The sequence below is a fragment of the Candidatus Syntrophosphaera sp. genome (assembly GCA_019429425.1).
Taxonomy (GTDB): domain Bacteria; phylum Cloacimonadota; class Cloacimonadia; order Cloacimonadales; family Cloacimonadaceae; genus Syntrophosphaera.
The window spans coordinates 1-18,189 of the sequence record JAHYIU010000024.1 but is presented as its reverse complement, the minus strand read 5'-3'; the positions used below and the strand labels follow the sequence as shown (position 1 = coordinate 18,189).

Annotated in this window: 12 protein-coding genes; 11 read left to right on the top strand and 1 reads right to left on the bottom strand. The window is 56.2% G+C overall.

Going from position 1 to position 18,189, the window contains the following annotated elements; genetic code table 11:
- The first annotated feature begins 2 nt into the window (after positions 1-2).
- From K0B87_03995 to ftsZ, 10 genes are read left to right on the top strand one after another with little or no spacing between them, the layout of a single operon-like run.
- The gene (locus K0B87_03995) at positions 3-2,177 is read left to right on the top strand and encodes a PASTA domain-containing protein (GenBank protein MBW6513902.1); all 2,175 of its coding nucleotides are present in this window, start codon (positions 3-5) and stop codon (positions 2,175-2,177) included.
- A complete protein-coding gene (locus tag K0B87_03990) occupies positions 2,174-5,017 on the top strand; it encodes a UDP-N-acetylmuramoyl-L-alanyl-D-glutamate--2,6-diaminopimelate ligase (GenBank protein MBW6513901.1) in 2,844 nt (947 codons plus the stop codon). Before K0B87_03995 ends, K0B87_03990 begins: the two co-directional genes overlap by 4 nt.
- 2 nt (positions 5,018-5,019) lie before the next feature.
- Positions 5,020-6,123, top strand: coding sequence for a phospho-N-acetylmuramoyl-pentapeptide-transferase (gene mraY / locus K0B87_03985; protein ID MBW6513900.1), 1,104 nt, complete (start codon positions 5,020-5,022; stop codon positions 6,121-6,123).
- Positions 6,124-6,134: 11 nt separating this feature from the next.
- Positions 6,135-7,490, top strand: a complete 1,356-nt coding sequence (gene murD, locus K0B87_03980; GenBank protein MBW6513899.1) for a UDP-N-acetylmuramoyl-L-alanine--D-glutamate ligase — start codon at positions 6,135-6,137, stop codon at positions 7,488-7,490.
- Entirely contained in the window at positions 7,477-8,616 is a 1,140-nt protein-coding gene (locus K0B87_03975; protein MBW6513898.1) for an FtsW/RodA/SpoVE family cell cycle protein, read from the top strand. The genes murD and K0B87_03975 overlap by 14 nt, the downstream gene beginning before the upstream one ends.
- On the top strand, positions 8,613-9,725 hold the full coding sequence (gene murG / locus K0B87_03970; protein MBW6513897.1) for an undecaprenyldiphospho-muramoylpentapeptide beta-N-acetylglucosaminyltransferase: 1,113 nt from the start codon (positions 8,613-8,615) through the stop codon (positions 9,723-9,725). Before K0B87_03975 ends, murG begins: the two co-directional genes overlap by 4 nt.
- Positions 9,709-11,127: a UDP-N-acetylmuramate--L-alanine ligase gene (gene murC / locus K0B87_03965; GenBank protein MBW6513896.1), complete on the top strand. Its 1,419-nt coding sequence runs from the start codon at positions 9,709-9,711 to the stop codon at positions 11,125-11,127. Before murG ends, murC begins: the two co-directional genes overlap by 17 nt.
- Before the next feature lie 34 nt (positions 11,128-11,161).
- On the top strand, positions 11,162-11,947 hold the full coding sequence (locus K0B87_03960; protein MBW6513895.1) for an FtsQ-type POTRA domain-containing protein: 786 nt from the start codon (positions 11,162-11,164) through the stop codon (positions 11,945-11,947).
- 2 nt (positions 11,948-11,949) lie between these two features.
- On the top strand, positions 11,950-13,221 hold the full coding sequence (gene ftsA, locus K0B87_03955; protein MBW6513894.1) for a cell division protein FtsA: 1,272 nt from the start codon (positions 11,950-11,952) through the stop codon (positions 13,219-13,221).
- 15 nt (positions 13,222-13,236) lie between these two features.
- Positions 13,237-14,424, top strand: a complete 1,188-nt coding sequence (gene ftsZ, locus K0B87_03950; GenBank protein ID MBW6513893.1) for a cell division protein FtsZ — start codon at positions 13,237-13,239, stop codon at positions 14,422-14,424.
- 1,645 nt (positions 14,425-16,069) lie between these two features.
- Here ftsZ and K0B87_03945 read toward each other — a convergent pair.
- Entirely contained in the window at positions 16,070-17,725 is a 1,656-nt protein-coding gene (locus tag K0B87_03945; protein ID MBW6513892.1) for a T9SS type A sorting domain-containing protein, read from the bottom strand.
- Positions 17,726-17,941: 216 nt separating this feature from the next.
- Here K0B87_03945 and K0B87_03940 point away from each other — a divergent pair.
- Positions 17,942-18,189, top strand: a 248-nt coding sequence (locus K0B87_03940) for a protein umuC (GenBank protein MBW6513891.1), incomplete at its 3' end; no start/stop codon positions are given.

Here is an 18,189-nt window from a genome sequence, read left to right as displayed (position 1 = left end):
CCATGCGTTCGCGCTATCTGTTTTTGGTTTTCATTTTCGGCCTGGCCACCCTGGTCTGGTCGATCTACCTTTTCAGCCTGCAGATCTTCGATCCCTTCAACCTTGCGAACGACAGGCTTGTCCGCTATACCCCGACCAAAGAACAGCTCACCCCCACGCGGGGCTCGATCTATGACGCCAAGGGCGACCTGCTTGTAAGTTCCATCAGTTATTACCAGATCGACATCGACCGCAACGCCGTGAGCAAATGGGCCGATGGCGAGGGCATCGGACTGAACAAGGCCTACGACATGATCAGCCAGGCGATCGGAAACAACTGCTCAGTCAAGCCCGAGCAGGTCAAAAAACGCCTGACCATGAACGACCGGCTCAATTCCATCCAGATCACCAACCGGGTGCGCGAGATGGAACTGGAACGAATCATCCGGGCATTTTCGGATGAGGACCTGCCTGGCCTGATCCACAGCTTTTCGTCGATGCGGCGCATCTATTCGCGCGGGATCCAGGCGGCCCGTCTGCTTGGCTCCGTGCAGGCGCTTTCCGACGGCTATGACCCAGAAACGGGCAGCAAATCGCTTTATCAGCTCCGCGGCATCAATGGGATCGAAGCCACCCACGATAAGTATCTGGCCGGAGAATACGGCTGGCGCGAAGTGGTCTACGACGCGCGCCACCGGCGCGTCCCCTATCCCAATTTGCATGAAAAGCCCTCGCAGGATGGCTATAACCTGCATCTGACCATCGACGCCAATATCCAGGAGATCGTGGAAAACGCCCTCTACGAGGGATTGAAGAAATACCGGGCCAAAAACGCCGGGGCCATCGCCATGGACCCCAACACAGGCAGGATCATCGCCATGGCCGGAGTTTCCGCTTCCGACAACAATATCGATCCCGGCCTCGTGCGCGTGCAATCAAACATTCCAGTCAGCTTCATGTTCGAGCCTGGCTCAACCATGAAACCACTCACCATGCTCCCCGCCCTGGAAAAGAACCTGATACGGCCAAACGAACAGATTCCCTGCGGCACCTACCAGATCGGCAAACGCACGATCCGGGACACTCATGTCTACAATACCCTGCGCCCCGTGGACATCATCACCAGATCCAGCAACGTGGGCATAGCACGGATCGCCGAACGGATCGGATCCAAGCGCCTTTATGAGAAATTCATCTCTTTGGGCTACGGCCAGAAAACCGGTCTGAACCTTTATGGCGAAAGCAGCGGGATCTTTGCCAAGCTCGAAAACTGGGACGGCTACATGCTGCATTCCCTCTCCTTTGGCCAGGCCATATCCGTCACCGCCCTGCAGCACGCCACCGCCTTCTGCGCTGTCGCCAACGGCGGCAAGATCGTCAAACCCTATGTGCTGGAATATGTTACGGATAGCACGGGTAGGGTTGTGGAACGCTTCGAACCCGAGGTCCTGCGCCAGGTGAGCAGCAAGGCGGCCACCGATACAATCCGCCATTACATGCAGGGCGTGGTCGATAACGGGACCGCGCGGCACATCAAGATGGATTACATCAAGGTGGCAGGCAAGACGGGAACAGCGCAAAAGGCCATGGAGGACGGAAGGGGTTATGCCAGCGGCAAATACAATTCCGTATTCGTGGGCATGTTCCCGGCAGACGCGCCCAAGGTCGTGTTGATCGTTTTCTATGACGAACCAATGGTGGGATACCATTATGGCAGCCTGAGCGCCGCCCCCACTTTCAAAAAGATCGTTGAGGACATGCTGTTCATGCCCAACAGCAATCTGATCGCGTTTGACGAGCGCTTGATCCAGAGTTCCCTGAAAATGCCGGACCTGCGCGGAAAACACATCAATCAGGCTCAGGCGATCCTCAATCAATACGGATTTTCCTACAACATAGAAGGCCCCGACGAATCATCCGTGGTCGTGGACCAATTCCCCAAACCCAATGTTTCGGTCGATCCAAGCCATTTGGTGACTCTAAGGATCGGAATCAGCGCCGAACAAGCCGAGCCCGTCGTCGTGCGGGGCGAGATGCCCGACCTCTGCGGCCTGACCCTGCGCAGGGCTATGCAGGTCGCCGCCCGGGAAAACATCGCCCTCAAGGTCAAAGGCTCAGGCATAGTGCGCAGGCAGTCCATCCAGCCCGGTTCCCGCGTCACCAACCACGCCACCTGCGTGATCGAGGCCTCCCTATGAAGGCTGGCGATATCATTCGCATCCTGCAGAAACACGGGCTTTTCCTCGAAAGCCAGGGTGTGGAAGAAGATACCCCCCTCAGCGGAAAGGTCTGCGTGGACAACCGCGAGCTGCAAGAAGGGGATATCTTCATCTGCATCAAAGGTTTGAACAATGATGGGCACAGCTTCATTGGAGATGCCAGGGCCAGGAAGGCCGCGCTGGTGATCTGCGAAGACCCCTTTATCGACCTACTTCCCTCGATCAGGGTCACCGACAGCAGAAAAGCCACAGCCCTCCTGGCCAAACTTTATTGGCACGATCCCAGTTCCCGCTTCCGGCTGGTCGGGATCACCGGAACGAACGGCAAGACCACAACTTCCCTGCTGTTGTTCCGAGCTGTGCGGGAACTCGGCTTATCCGCAGGCTGGATCGGCACCCTGGGCTACGAGATCAACGAACGGCATTTCGCCACCCAGCACACCACGCCCGACATCCTTGAGCTGAACCGGATCTTTGCGGACATGGCCGACCAGGGCGTCAAATACTTGTTCATGGAAGTTTCCTCCCACGCGCTCGCTTTGGACAGGGTTTACGGGATCGAATTCGACTATTGCCTGTTCACAAACCTCAGCCGCGAGCATCTGGATTTTCACAGCAGCATGGAGGATTATGGCGCCACGAAAATGAAGCTCTTCGAAGGCTCGGTCGGGCACAAATCCATAGCCCTGATCAACACTGACGACAGCTATGGCCGGCACATCTTTGATGATTTGCGGCAAAGGGAGGCCTTCGTTTTCTCTGTCGGCAACACTGAGGCCGATTTCCTCATCCGGACCGATCAGCCCTCCCATCAAGCCTCTTGGGAGCAAAGCCGATTCACTCTGCAATGCCGGGAGGGAGCGATCAACATCCGCTCGCCCCTGATCGGCAGATTCAACATCTCAAACCTCGCGCTGAGCGCGGCGGCCATGAACCTCATGGGCTTCGAGAAGCGCCAGATCGAGCAGGTGCTGAATTCCGTGCAGCCTGTGCGGGGCAGGTTTGAGCGAATCTCCAATGACCGCGGGATCGGCGTTTTCATCGATTACGCCCACACCCCGGACGCCCTGGAAAACGTGCTGCGGGCCAGCCGCGCTCTGGAGCATAGACGGATCCTTTGCCTGCTGGGCGCTGGCGGCGACCGCGACTCCGGCAAGCGCCCCCTGATGCTCAAAGCCGCCCTCCAGTTTTCCGATGCCGTGATCATCAGCGACGACAATCCCAGGAGCGAAAACCCCAATGACATCATCCGCGAGATGGTCACCGGCAGCGAATTCTGGCTGCCCTGGTGGATAATCCGCGACCGGCGTGAGGCCATTCGGGCCATTTTAAGGCTGGCTCAGCCGGGAGACGTTGTCCTGATCTGCGGCAAAGGCCATGAGACCTATCAGGAGATCGAGGGTGTGAGGCACCATTTCGACGATGCCGAGGTCGCCCGAGATTACCTGGCTGAAGTTCCCTCCCTGGAAAATGATGATCTGGCCCTCCCTGTGGACCGGCTGATGCTGGAACTGCTGTTTGGTCTGCCAGGAGGTGAAAATCCTGGTTATCAACCGCCCCAGACCTTAGTCAGGATATCCACGGACAGCCGGACGATCCAGCCCAATTCCATCTTTTTCGCCCTTAAAGGCGCCAATTTCGACGGACACGACTTTCTCGGCCAGGTCCTTAGTGATAGCTCCATCCTGGGAGTTGGCCAGAACGACTCATACAGCCAAAGTAACTATCTTAAGGTACCCGACAGCTTGCAGGCCATGGCCAGCCTTTTCCGGAAATACCTTTTGATGTTCGACGTTTACAAGATCGCCCTCACCGGCAGCACGGGCAAGAGCAGCACCAAAGAGTTGCTATCCGCCGTATTATCCGCCCACTCCCCCACCCTGAAGACCCAGGCCAACGAAAACAACCTGATCGGGCTCTGCCAGACGATCGGCAGGATCAGGCCCGAACACAGATTCGCCATTTTTGAGCTGGGCACCAACGCCTTTGGTGAAATTGCCGCGCTCAGCGACGTTTGCGCCCCCGACGCCGGCATCATCATCAACATCGGACCCTCCCATCTGGAATTTCTGAAAGACGAGAACGGAGTGTACAAGGAAAAGATCACCCTCTTCAACCGGCCCCTGGATATCAGGCTGTTCGACGCAGACGACCCCAGATTCGAAAGCTTCAAGGCCAGCGGAAAAGGCGTGGGCTTTGATGAACAGGCCGATTTTCGCGTTGGCGACGTCTCCTGCGACGACCAGAGTTGCTGTTTCACCCTGAATTCGGAGAACTACTTTGTCCCGCATCCCGTTCCCTATTTCGCCAAGAACGCCTCCTTCGCGATTGCCATGGCGCTGCACAAAGGCCTTTCTACTGAAAAGATCAGGCAGGCCCTGGCAACTCCGGTCCTTCTGGACATGCGCCTGCAACTTGAAAGACACGGAGACCGGTTGCTTTTGGCTGATTGCTACAATGCCAATCCGGTTTCCATGCAGAGCGCGATCGAATACTGGCACAGGCTGGAACCGGATAAGGAACATTTCGCCATCCTCGGTGATATGCTGGAACTGGGCGCATCCGCGGAAATGTATCACGACATGATTGGCACCATCCTATCGGAACAAGGCTACGACGACCTGATCACCGTCGGCGACCTGGCCAGGCGATATCACGGACAGGACAATCCCTTGCCTGCCTGTCACTTCCAAAATGTGGAGGAACTCCTCTCCACCGAAATTTTGCGGTCCCTTCCGTCCGGTGCTGTGATTCTGGTCAAGGGATCGCACTCCATCCATCTGGAAAAGCTCCTGCCCCTGCTAAGAAAGGAGATCTGATAATGCTTTACCACCTACTCTACCCTCTGGCCAAATACAGCATCGTCTTCAACGTGATGCGCTACATCACTTTCCGTTCGATCGGGGCGTTCCTCACCGCTTTGATCTTCACCCTGTTCCTGGGGCCTTCCATCATCCGCCTGCTAAAGAAAAAATCCGCGGTGGAAACCATCGACAAGGATACCCCGGAAAAACACCGCAGCAAAGCCGGAACCCCGACCATGGGGGGCTTGATCATCATCTTTGCCCTGCTGCTATCCTCTCTGCTCTGGAACGACCTGGGCAACCGCTCCATCCTGATGATGTATCTCACCACATTCTGGCTGGGAGTTTTCGGTTTTCTGGACGACTATCTGAAGAATTTTGTCAAGGCGGTGAAAGGCTTGCTGCCCCGCTACAAGCTCTGGGGGCAAATCAGCGTGGGCCTGATCCTGACCCTGGCCATCTACTACAGCAGCAGCGCGGCGGAAAATGTCTCCGCCATCCAGATCCCCTTCCTGAAAAACACTTTCATCGAGTTGGGATGGGTGTTCATTCCCTTGATAGTGTTATACATAACAGGGATCTCCAATGCCGTGAACCTCACCGACGGCCTGGACGGCCTGGCCGCAGGGGTGATGATCTTCTCCGCTTTGGGGCTGGGCGTGATGAGCTATCTCAAGGGCAATTTCGTCACCGCCGGATACCTGAACCTGGAATTCATCCCCACGGCTGGAGAACTCACCGTTTTCATCTCCGCCCTGATCGGCACCCTGATCGGTTTCTTATGGTTCAACGCCCATCCCGCCGAAGTTTTCATGGGCGACACCGGCTCGCTCACATTGGGAGGCATCCTGGCCGTGATCTCCGTACTGCTCAAGGAACAGATCTTCTTTCTGATCATCGGCTTCCTGTTCGTGAGCGAAACCCTCTCCGTCGTCATCCAGCGCGGCTGGTTCAAACACACCAAACGCAAGTTCGGCCAAGGCCGGAGGGTCTTCCTCTGCGCCCCCTTGCATCATCATTTTGAGCTCAAAGGCATCCATGAATCCAAGATCGTCATCCGTTTTTGGATCATCGCCATCCTCCTGCTGGCCGTGGGACTCAGCACGATCAAGCTGCGCTGAGGGATAACCAGATGTTTGATCCGAAGAAGAAATACGCTGTGTTGGGACTGGCCCGAAGCGGGATCGCCGCCGCCAACAAGATCAGGGAACTGGGCGGAAGCGCCTTCCTGAGCGACATCCAGCCCCAGGAAAAGTTCAATAACGCCGAAGAACTGCTGCGCGATTTTGACTGCGAATTCGGCGGCCACACAGAGCGCCTGTTTGAGAGTGATGTCTGGATCGTGAGCCCCGGCATACCTTTGGACCTGCCCATCATCCAGGAAGCCCGGAAAAAGGGCATCATCCTCATCAGCGAGATCGAATTCGGCTTCCAGATCAAGGCCAAAGACAGCCGCGTGATCGCCGTGACGGGGTCCAACGGCAAAAGCACCACCGCCTCCCTGATCCACCATACCCTCAAGAACATGGGCTATCAAAGCATCCTGGCCGGAAACATCGGCTCAGCCTTTTGCGCCCATCCCATCCAGGAACCCGGGCTGGATTTCATCGTTTTGGAGGTCAGCAACTTCCAACTTGACCTGATCCACACTTTCCGCCCGGACGTGGCCGTGCTGCTCAACATCACCCCAGACCACATGAACCGCTATGCGAGTTTTGAGGACTACACCAGTTCCAAGTTCCGCATCTTTGAGAACCAGACCGCGGAGGACACCGCCGTCGTCTGCATCGATTCGGATCCCGTGGCTGCCCATCTGAACAAGATCAAGGCAAACTTGAGGCGCTATTCTTTGGAGAAATCGCCCCCGGATTGCGAAGCCTGGCTGAACCGCGACTCCATCCAGATCGGACTGCGCCACAAACTGCCGGTGGCAAACCTGAAGATCAAGGGCCCCCACAACCATGCCAACGCCATGGCGGCCTTGCTGGCGGTGGAAGCCCTCACCCACGATTTGGCCCTGGCAATGGAGTCTGCTCTCAGTTTTACCCCCCTCACTCACCGGCTTGAATATGTGGCCACCGTCAACGGGATCCTTTTCTACAACGATTCCAAGGCCACCAACACCGATTCTGTGAAATCCGCCCTGACCTCTTTCGAAAAGCCCATCCGCGTGATCATGGGCGGTTCGGACAAGGGCGAAGATTTTACCGTGCTGGCCCCCCTGCTGCAGAAATGGGCCCAAAAGGTCTATCTCACTGGCGACACAATGGAGAAAATGCGTGAAGCCTGGCAAGGCCAGGTGGAACTGGCCTGCATTGACGATTTTGAACAGTGTATCCGCGCGGCTTTCGCGGATTCCGCGGCCGGGGACATCATCGTCCTCTCCCCCGCCTGTGCCAGTTTCGACAAATTCCGGAATTACGAACACCGTGGCGAAGCCTTCAAAGAGATAGTGCGCCGCCTGACGGAAGAACATGAAAAAGAATAGAAGCGCCGAATTCATCATCTCCTACGACCATCTGGTTTCCGTGAGCTATCTCCTGCTCTGCCTGATCGGCGTGGTCATGATCCTGGACATTTCATCCATCCAGAGTTCCCTGGTCAATTTCTACACCCACATCGTCTATTTGGGCATTTCCCTGCTCAGCGTCATCCTGGTGCTCTATTTCTTCAATTTGGACAAGCTCCGCCCCCTAAATCCATGGTATATCTACATCACCCTCGCCATCCTGATCCTCGTTCTGGTTAAAGGCCCGGACGTCAATGGCGCCACGCGGTGGCTGAAGGTTGGCCCGATCCGCTTCCAGCCGAGTTTTATAGCCAGAATGGCCTTGATCTTCTACTTCGCGGGTTTTCTGGATAAGAAACACGACAAGATCCGCAGCGCCAACCTCAAGGAATTCGCCGCCGATTTCGCACCTCTCATAGTCTACACAGTGTTCATCTTCGTCCTCATCATCATGGAAAAACACCTCAGCACCCTGATCATCGGCGGTGCCACCCTTTTGGGCATGCTGTTCTATGCCGGGGTGCGCAAGAGGCTGATCCTGCTCGTGCTGCTGCTGGGCTTGGTCGCTGGAGCGCTGATCATCACCAGGGGGGACGACTTCCGCTCCGGACGCCTCGAGACTTACAAGGTATACAACCTGTTCATGCGCAACCGGCCGGCACCCGAACGCAACGATGATCAATACCAAGTGCGCGAAAGCCTCACGGCGCTTACCAGCGGATATCTCTTCGGAACTGGAATGGCGCGCGGCCGGGCCAAGCACTATTACCTGCCCGAAGCTCGTACCGACTATATTTACACCGTCATCGGCGAGGAGTTTGGCTTTCTGGGGGCGATAATTGTCCTCGGGCTGCACGCCCTGCTCTTTTTCCGGGCCTTCAAGATCGCCGAGGCGCAGGAAAACCGCTATTACAAATACCTCTGCGCCGGCCTGGCGATGAACATCTTTCTGAACGCGCTGGTCAACACCGGCGTGGCCATCTCGATCCTGCCCTCCACCGGAAACACCCTGCCCTTCATCAGCTATGGCGGAACGGCCCTGCTGGTGGATTCTGTGTCCATCGGCGTTATCCTCAACATCAGCGCCAAACGGAGGCGGATGTGAAAACCGTCCCGGCAGCCCGGCGCTTCGTGATCGGCTGTGGCGGAACCGGCGGACACATCTATCCCGGCATCGCTTTGGCCAGGGAACTCAGCCTAAAGGGCGCGGAGATCCTGTTCATCGGCAATCGCAAGGGCATGGAAGATTCACTTGTGAGGAACGAAGGCTTTGATTTCAGCGGAATCAGGGTGCAAAAACTCTATCGCAGCCTGAGCCTGAGTAATCTGCTCTTCCCTTTCCTGCTGCTTTCCTCAACTCTTTCATCGCTCCGGATCATGCGCCAATTCAGGCCGGACGGGGTGATCTGCACCGGCGGTTTCGTTTCCGGCCCCGTCGCGCTGGCCGCCATCATCTTAAGATTACCTCTCTATTTCCATGAAAGCAACAGCTTCCCGGGCCTGACCACGCGCTGGCTGGCAAAATACACAAGGATCACTTTCATCTCCTTTGCCAAGACCGCCCAGCGCCTGCGTAAAACGAAAACCCTGAATCTGGGCATCCCCCTGGCCGAGAGGAAAACAGCAGAAGAGGTCACAGATCCATCCAAACTCGGTCTCGATCCCGCCAAACCCATACTGCTCGTGACCGGAGGCAGCCAGGGATCGCAGGCGATCAACGCCGCGGTGGCCGGAGCCTTGCCCCAAATTCTGGCCAACGGCCTGCAACTTATCTGGCAAACCGGAAAGTCCTGCTACAAGGAATATTCAGGCAAGTTCTCCAATCAGCCGGGAGTGTTCCTGTTCGATTTTTCGCCCTTGCTCGCTTCCTATTATAAACTGGCCAAACTGGCCCTCACCCGCGCCGGGGCTATGACCCTTTCTGAATTGGAGACGAACCGGTTGCCAGCCATCCTCGTGCCCTTGCCCAGCGCGGCGGAAAACCATCAGTATTACAACGCTTTGGTACAGCAGGAACGCGGCCTCGCCATCCTGCTCAAGCAAAGTGACCTCACACCGCAAAACCTGCTCGATGCAATACACGGCATCCTGGAAAAGCACGCCGGATACATTTTCCGGCTTGGGCAGCTTGCCCCCAACACCGCATCCAGTGACATCACGCGGGCGATCCTGAACGACCTGGACAAGGAGAATAACCATGCTTGGGAAAACTAAGAAGATACATTTCATCGGCATAGGCGGCATAGGCATGAGCGGCATCGCCGAATTCCTGCACAACCAGGGTCTGGAGATCAGCGGATCGGACATGAAGAAGACCGATCTCACCCGCCATCTCGAAGAGATCGGAATCAAGGTGGACGAAGGCCACGACCCCAATCTGGTGAAAGACGTGGACGTGGTGGTCAAATCCTCCGCTGTGAAAGACGACAATCCCGAGATCCAGGCCGCCAAAGCCCTGAAAATACCCGTTATCAGACGGGCGGAAATGCTGGCGGAGATCACCCGCATGAGCTTCAGCATCGGCATTTCCGGCACCCACGGCAAAACGACCAGCACCTCCATGACCGGCCTCGTGCTGGAGGCCGCCGGGCTCGACCCCACCATCATCGTGGGCGGAAAGGTGAAAAACTACGGCTCCAACAACGTCATGGGCTCCGGCAAATACATCGTCGTGGAAGCCGACGAATATGACCATTCCTTCCTCTCCCTCACCCCCTGCATCGCCGGGATCACCAACATCGACACCGACCACCTTGACTGCTACCGCAATCTGGACGACATCAAAGGCGCTTTCACGGAATACGCCAACAAGGTGCCCTTTTTCGGCAGCGTCATCGCCTGCCTCGACGATCCCGGGGTCCAGTCCATCCTGCCCAACGTGCACAAAAAGATCTTCACCTACGGCTTTTCGCGCCAGGCTGACATCCAGGCCCAGAACGTGAAAATGAAGGATTTCGTCGCCGAATACGACGTCCATTACAAGGGCTACAACCTCGGCCACATTGTGATGCAGGTCACCGGCCGCCACAACATCCAAAACTCGCTCCTGGCCGTGGGAATCGGGCTCGAGCTGGACATCCCCTTCAAACACATCCATGCCGGACTCGAGCAATACAGCGGGGTCTACCGCAGGTTTGAGCTCAAGGGTACAGCCGCCGGGATCACCGTCTATGACGATTACGCCCACCATCCCACCGAGATCATTGCCACCCTGGAAGGCTTCAAGGACAGCACCAAACGCCGCATCATCGCGCTCTTCCAGCCCCATCTCTATTCCCGCACGAGGGATTTCCACCAGCAGTTCGGAAACGCCTTCTTCTCCTGCGACTGCCTGATCCTGGCGCCCATCTATCCGGCCCGCGAAGCGCCCATTCCCGGAGTCAGTTCCAAGCTGATCGCCGACGCCGCCATCCAGTCCGGGCACCACCAGGTCGTACTGATCGAAGACAAGCGCGAAATAGTGGCAAAAACATTGGCTATCTTAAAGCCAGATGACATTTTAGTGACGATGGGCGCGGGCAACGTATGGCAGTATGGCGAAGAAATACTGGCCGAGTTGCAGAAATCTGTTGACAAAAACAGTAAAGCAAAAAAACTTAGTAACTTAGAGACCTGACACAGAAAACCACATATTTGGCATTGGATACGTAATGACTATACACGACAACAAGGTAGAGACAAAACAGCGTTCCCGCAAGCGCCGGGGCAGCAGCCGCTATTACCTCTATTTCCTGCTGATCCTCGTCGCTCTGGCCGGTTTGGGCTTTGGGACCTACCATCTGTTGTCGAACGTTCCCTGGTTCAACCTCAAGACAGTCCAGATCTCCGGCAACGCCGCGGTGCCCGACAGCCTGATCCGGTCAGCCGCCATACCCTGTCTGGGGCAGAATCTGCTGGCCATCCCCAAAGGCGAGATTGCTGGGCAAGTCGGCGCGATCGCGAGAGTGAAAAGCGTGAAGGTCACCCCCCGCCTGTTTAGCACCCTGCGCGTCCGGATCCAGGAACGCAAGGGCTGCCTCTACCTGAAAAGCCTCGAGGGCGACCTCTTCCCCGTTGATGAGGAGGGGATCGTTCTGGAGCAGTATGGAGCGGTCTACAATGAGAATTTGCCCATCCTGACCGTACTTTTGAACAACTCTGCCCTGATGCCGGGGGAAAAGCCTGCCAACACCTCTCTGGGCCGCGTTTTGGCCGTCCACAGGCAGATCGCCAGGGAAGCGGCGGATTTCCTGCCCAACATATCCGAGTATTACACGATCGACAACACGGTCTACATCATAGACGCCCGCGACGGCATCCGCCTCATCCCCAGCACGAAAAACCTGGCCCGGCAGTTCGGCCGCTATGAGTTCGTGCGCGAGAACGGCAACGTGGCAGCCAATTCCATCCTGGACCTGCGCTTTGAAAACCAGGTCGTGGTCAAGGCGGGGAGCTGAGCATGAAGCACAACCTCATCACCGCCCTCGACGTCGGCTCCTCCAATATCCGCTGCCTGCTGGCCAAAAGCGCCGGCGGCAAGCTGGAGATCCTGGGCCTTTCCGAAGTTCCCTCCGCTGGCATCGAAAAAGGCATCGTCAAGGACATCCAGGCCGTCTCTGATTGCGTCCGCAAGGCCCTCCGCGAGGTGGAAAGCTCCTCCGGGGCCAAGGCCGCCAACATTTTCACCAACATCACCGGAGAACACATCCGCACCCACGTCGGCGACGGGCGCATCTCCATTCCCACCACCAGCCCCAACGAGCCGGGCGAGATCGACCAGGAACACGTGGACCAGGTGATCGCCGACGCCCGCAACAGCGTCAAGATCCGCCAGGGCTTCGAACGCGCCCAGATCCTGCACGGCATTCCCCAGGGCTATGTCATCGACGGCCAGGACGACATCCGCAATCCAGTGCGCATGATCGGCTTCCACCTCATCACCAAGGTCTACACCATCTTCGCGGACATCACGCCCCTGCGCAATCTGGGCAAGGCGATCGAGCTGGCCGGCTACGACATCGATCCGGATAATTTCGTCCTCAACCACATCGCCATCGCCAACGCCGTACTCAGCGAGGATGAAAGGCGCCTGGGCACCATCCTGGTCGACATCGGCGGCGGCACCTGCGACATCAGCCTCTTCCACCGCGACGTTTTGGAAAAGGTCTTGGTGGTCCCCATGGCCGGTTCCGCGATCACGGAAGACCTCGCCATCGGGCTCAAGACCACGATCGCCAACGCCGAATACATCAAGACCCAGTTTGGGGTTGCCCTGGCCAGCAGCGTCGATCCCCAGGTCGAGATCGATGTGGAAGGCATCAGCGGCCGCGAGGGCACCCGCAAGACCCAATACCTCGTCAGCCACGTGATCCAGCACCGCGTCGAGGAAATGCTCTCCCTCTGCTATGACCGCCTGAAGAACCATTACACCCCGGAACTGGTCACCGCGGGCATCGTCCTCACCGGCGGCAGCGCCAACCTGGGCATGATCGACGCTGTGGCCGAAAACGCCTTCAATCTGCCCGTGAAAGTGGCGACGCCCGATCTCGGCAGCCTCACCGGCACCAGCGGAAGGCTGGAAGACCCGGCTTTCGTTACCGCCGTCGGGCTTCTCCTCCACGCCGCCTCGCTGGACCGCGAGTTCAAGGCCCCGGGCTTCAGGCTCGGCAATCTGGATACGGGCAAATTCAAAGATAAATTCAAAAAAATAATCAAGGACTTTACGACTTAAGTAAAGGGGGAAAACATGATCGAATTTGATGAGAAACCAGCCGTGATCGGCACCAACATCAAGATCTTCGGGGTCGGCGGGGCCGGCGGCAACGCGGTCAACACCATGATCGAGAACGGCCTGGCGGGAGTGGAATTCATCACCGCCAACACGGACATGAGCGACCTCGTCAAGAGCAAGGCCAACATGAAGCTCCAGCTCGGCAAGAAACTCACCCGCGGCTTGGGCACAGGCGCCAATCCCGATCTGGGCGAACGCAGCGCCGAAGAATCCAAGGACGAGATCAAGTCCCACCTCGACGGGGCGGACATGGTCTTCCTCGCGGCCGGAATGGGCGGCGGAACCGGCACCGGGGCTGCTCCCGTCATCGCCAAGACCGCCCGCGACATGGGCATCCTCACCCTCGGCATCGTCACCACGCCCTTCCCTTTCGAAGGCAAGAAGCGCAAGCTCAATGCCGATGACGGCATCCGCAAGCTGGCCGAGTTTGTGGACACCCTGATCGTCATCCCCAACTCCAAGCTTTGCGAGATCTATTCCGACCTCACCCTGGTCGAGGCTTTCCAAAAGGCGGACAACGTGCTGTTTGAGGCTGCCAAAGCGGTTTCCGACATCATCAACGTCAGCGGCCTGGTCAACGTCGATTTCGCGGACGTCAAGACCGTGATGCAAAACATGGGCTACGCCCTGATGGGCACCGGCATCTGCGACGGAGAGAACAGGGCCGTCCTCGCCGCCAAGGCCGCCATCAACAATCCCCTGCTCAGCGATATCAGCCTCCACGGCTGCGAATCACTGCTGATCAACATCACCGCCGGGCCCGACATCAAGATGAACGAATTTGAAGAGGTCTCCAGCGTGATCGTCAATGAGACCGGATCCGCCGCCAACATCATCATGGGCGTGATCATCGATCCCAACCTGATCGGCAAGGTCTCGGTCACCATCATCGCCACCGGGCTCAAAAACACCGGCGAAAACATCGTCGATTTCCCCGGCGAGAAGATCAGCGTGCCAGTCACCCCGGTCCGCGCGGCGACAGTTAAAACGGCCAGGCCCGATGAAGGCATCGAAGACATCTTCACCCGCCTGAACATCAACAACCCCGCCCACAAAGAAGAAGACACCGAGCCTGAGGAGGAACCCGTACGGCACAGTACACCGCGCACCGACCTGCCCTCTTTCCTCAAGGCCCTGGATTAGATATTACCCACTTCCCTGCTTAGGTCTCTCAACGGACACCCCATAGTCCGTCCAAACCGTCGGCGCTCCCCCTGCCGACGGTTTTTTTTCTTTTCATCAGATCAGCTCTTTTTCCGAATCCTTCCAATCCGTGTAATCCGTTGGGAAAATCCTTATCCTCAGAATCCTCATTTTCTTCATAATCCTTATTCTCTTTTATTCCGCGTAAATCCGCGCTTTTTATCTGCGTAAATCTGCGGGAAACCAAAAAACCCGGGACCGGAAACCCCAGCCCCGGGCCTTTGTTTCACCCCTTTCACCCATTCACGTTTTTTTATCTGCGAGATCTGCGAGATCTGCGTGAGGCCTCTTTTCCCTATTTTTCCACTTTCAGCTCAAAGCCCAGCTTGGCGAAGATGAGCTCGAGCAGGGGCGGCTGGCCGGAGAACCCAAACTGGTGGAGATCCTGGATTCATGGAAGACCTGAACACAATGTAAATCAAGGACATGGGAGGGGTTTTTGCTCCTCCATTGGTTTAATAAAACCACAACTCCCCAAAGTAGACGGAAGTTATTAAGGCATTGTGATACAGTCAATTATGGTATAAAACCACAAAAAAGTGCTCTCTATTATAGAAAGGATCTTGGGGGTGTAATTGATTGCATGGGGTGCCCTCATCCAGGGGTATGCTATTATATTATAAATATATTAAAAAATATTACTATATACTAATATATGTACTATATCTATATGCATAGATATAACTTACCTGCATTCTACCCTCTCCCAATACCTCCGCGTCTCCCTTTTATAATAGAGACCACTTTTTTGTGGTTTTATACCATAATTGACTGTATCACAATGCCTTAATAACTTCCGCCTTTTTTGGGCTTGGTGTTTTTATAAACTGTCCCCCTTCCTTCATCTGCGAAATCTGCGAAATCTGCGTGCTTCTCTTTCATCTGCGCGATCTGCCTTTTATCCGCGTTATTTGCGGGAAACTCTTTATCCGTCAATCCGTCTCATCCGCGTCATCCGCCTCTTCTTGTAACATAGACTTCAGTCTGTGGGAACCGCCGAATTCATTGGAGCGGTAAGAGTTTATCGCCAGCCTCGTGCCTCGGAATAAATTCCAGGCATCCAACAGACTGAAGTCTATGCTACGAGATCCCACTCGATCTTATGCACCCCCATTCTATTCTCTTTATCCGTCCAATCCGTGTAATCCGTCTAATCTGTAGGGAAAATCCCCAAAATAGCGTAACCCACTAAATATGGAGGGCAATTGTCCTTTTGCCTGAAACACTCACTTCTCACTCACCACCCGCTCACTAAACGCTTAGCCAGCGGGTGCTCAGCGAGTGGTGGGTGAGTGACAAAAGAATCAGGCAAGAGGGAGGGAAGGTAGAAAAATCCCCGATGCAGCCGATCGTCACCCTGGAGTCGAGCGAGGCGGTCTGTGGCTTATCTTGTTTTTTACCAAGGTTTTGTTTCCGGATCGCATGGACTCCAGGACCTTTGTCGCGTTGATTGTTTGCCTGTTTGCTGGAGTCCATGCCCGCCTGCGTCTGGCTTTGAGTTGTTTGGAGATAACTGAACCACAGGCGGGCTCGACTCCAGCGTGGTGGGGGCTCGACTTTAGCGGGGTTGCTCCGGCGGGAATTTTCATTTGAGCAGGACCAGCTTTTTCACCTCTGAACAGGTTCCGGTTTGGAGTTGATAGAGATATACCCCGGAGGGCAGGTTTCCGCTGGCGAGGGGGATCTGATGGCTTCCCGGGCTGAGGGTATGGCGGGAAAGGATCTGGCCGCGCAGGTTAAGGACGGTGAGGATGCCGGTTTCCCGCTCCGCGACATTGCTTGTGATCGTGGCTGTCTGGCCAGGGCGCAGGGGATTGGGATACGCGTCGTAGAGGCGGGAGAAAGCCGCGGCCTCCGGGATCAGATCCTCATCCACCGGAGTTCCGGAGCTTAGTTTGGCAGCTACGATGTCAACCCATCCGTTTGAGGTAATGGAATAAGGGCCAAAGATGGCTGTGCCCATAGAACGCCCGGTCAGGCAGGCATTTCCAGATCCATCCACAGCGATGCCTTCCCCATAATCACCACTTGCCCCTCCTGCCTTGACCGCCCAGAGCCAGTTTCCGTTTGGGTCCAGTTTGGTGGCAAAGATATCCCGTGATCCGCTGGAGGTGATAGTATGCGTGCCGAAGCTGGCGGTGCCTTCAAACCATCCTGTCAGCCAGGCATTGCCATCCCCATCCACGGCAAAGCCAGTCCCGCAGGTATAGCCTGACCCTTCCGCGTTCACCGCCCAGAGCCAGTTTCCATTTGGGTCAAGCTTGGATGCAAAGCCCTCAAAAAAACCCACAGGGCCAGAGAGGGTGTAGTTTCCGAAGCTGGCTGTGCCTAAAAAATATCCGGCTAAGAATGCATTACCCTCTGAATCCAATGCGATGCACAACCCAGATTCAGACAACGTTCCCCCCGCTTGAGACACCCAAAGCCAGTTGCCGTCCGGATCCAGTTTGGCGGCGAATATATCTGCATTTCCGCTTGAGGTGAGGGTGTAGTCCCCGAAGCTGGCTGTGTATTCAAAACACCCGGTTATGTAGGTATTGCCCGCTGCATCAACTGCGATGGCATTTCCAAAGGCATAAGTGGATGTCCCTCCCGCGCTCACCGCCCCCAGCCAGATGCCGTTTGGGTCAAGCTTAGCAACGAAGATATCACTATATCCGATATAGTTGAGAGTATGTGTGCCGAAACTTGCGGTGTAGTCATAATACCCGGTTAGGAATGAATTCCCCGCATCATCCACAGCTATTCCATACCCTCTGTCCTCCAATATCCCACCCGCGCTCACCGCCCAGAGCCAGTTGCCGACCGGATCAAGCTTGGCAGCGAAGATATCGGACATTCCGATTGAGGTAAGGGTGTGGGAGCCGAAGCTGGCGGTGCCATAAAAATACCCGGTCAGGTAGGCATTGCCCGCAAAATCCACTGAGACGCCACGACCTTCGTCCCAGCCTGTCCCACCCGCTTTGACCGCCCAGAGAAAATTGCCCGCGGGATCCAGTTTGGCGACAAAGATATCCTTATCTCCGCTTGAGGTGAGGGTGTAGTCCCCAAAGCTGGATGTATCTTCAAAATACCCGGTCACATACTGGTTGCCGGCACTGTCCAAAGCAATGAACTGACCCCAATCAGTGCCTGTCCCACCGGCATTGACCGCCCACTGCCATTCGGGAGTTTGCGCAGTCAAAGCCAGCGCCAGGCAGAGCATGGCGGCGCAGAGCAGAAAGCCTTTCATACCGTTCATTTTTCCTCCAGTTGGGGATATAAAAGCTTTGGAAAGATAGTTGGATGGTTCGGGGGAATCGGTCAAGAGAAATCTTGGCGTTGTAGCGTTGTAGCGTTTTAGCGTTTTAACGGGGTGGCGTTACGCGTTATGGGTTATGCGTGAAGCGGAGTGATGCCCGAAATATCCGATTGACACGAAAAGCCCCGCCCTTAGATTGGGCCCAGGAGAAAAGCGATGCAGAAGATCGGATTGACGGACACGGACATAGTTGCCCTGGTGGATTGCAACAATTTCTACGTGTCCTGCGAGCGCGTGTTCGATCCTTCGCTGGAGGGCAAGCCGGTGGCCGTGCTATCGAACAACGATGGCTGCCTGGTTTCCCGCTCCAACGAGGTGAAGGCGCTGAAGATCCCCATGGGCGCGCCCGGCTTCAAACATGAGGCGCTGATCCGCAAACACGGCGGCACCCTGCTTTCCTCCAA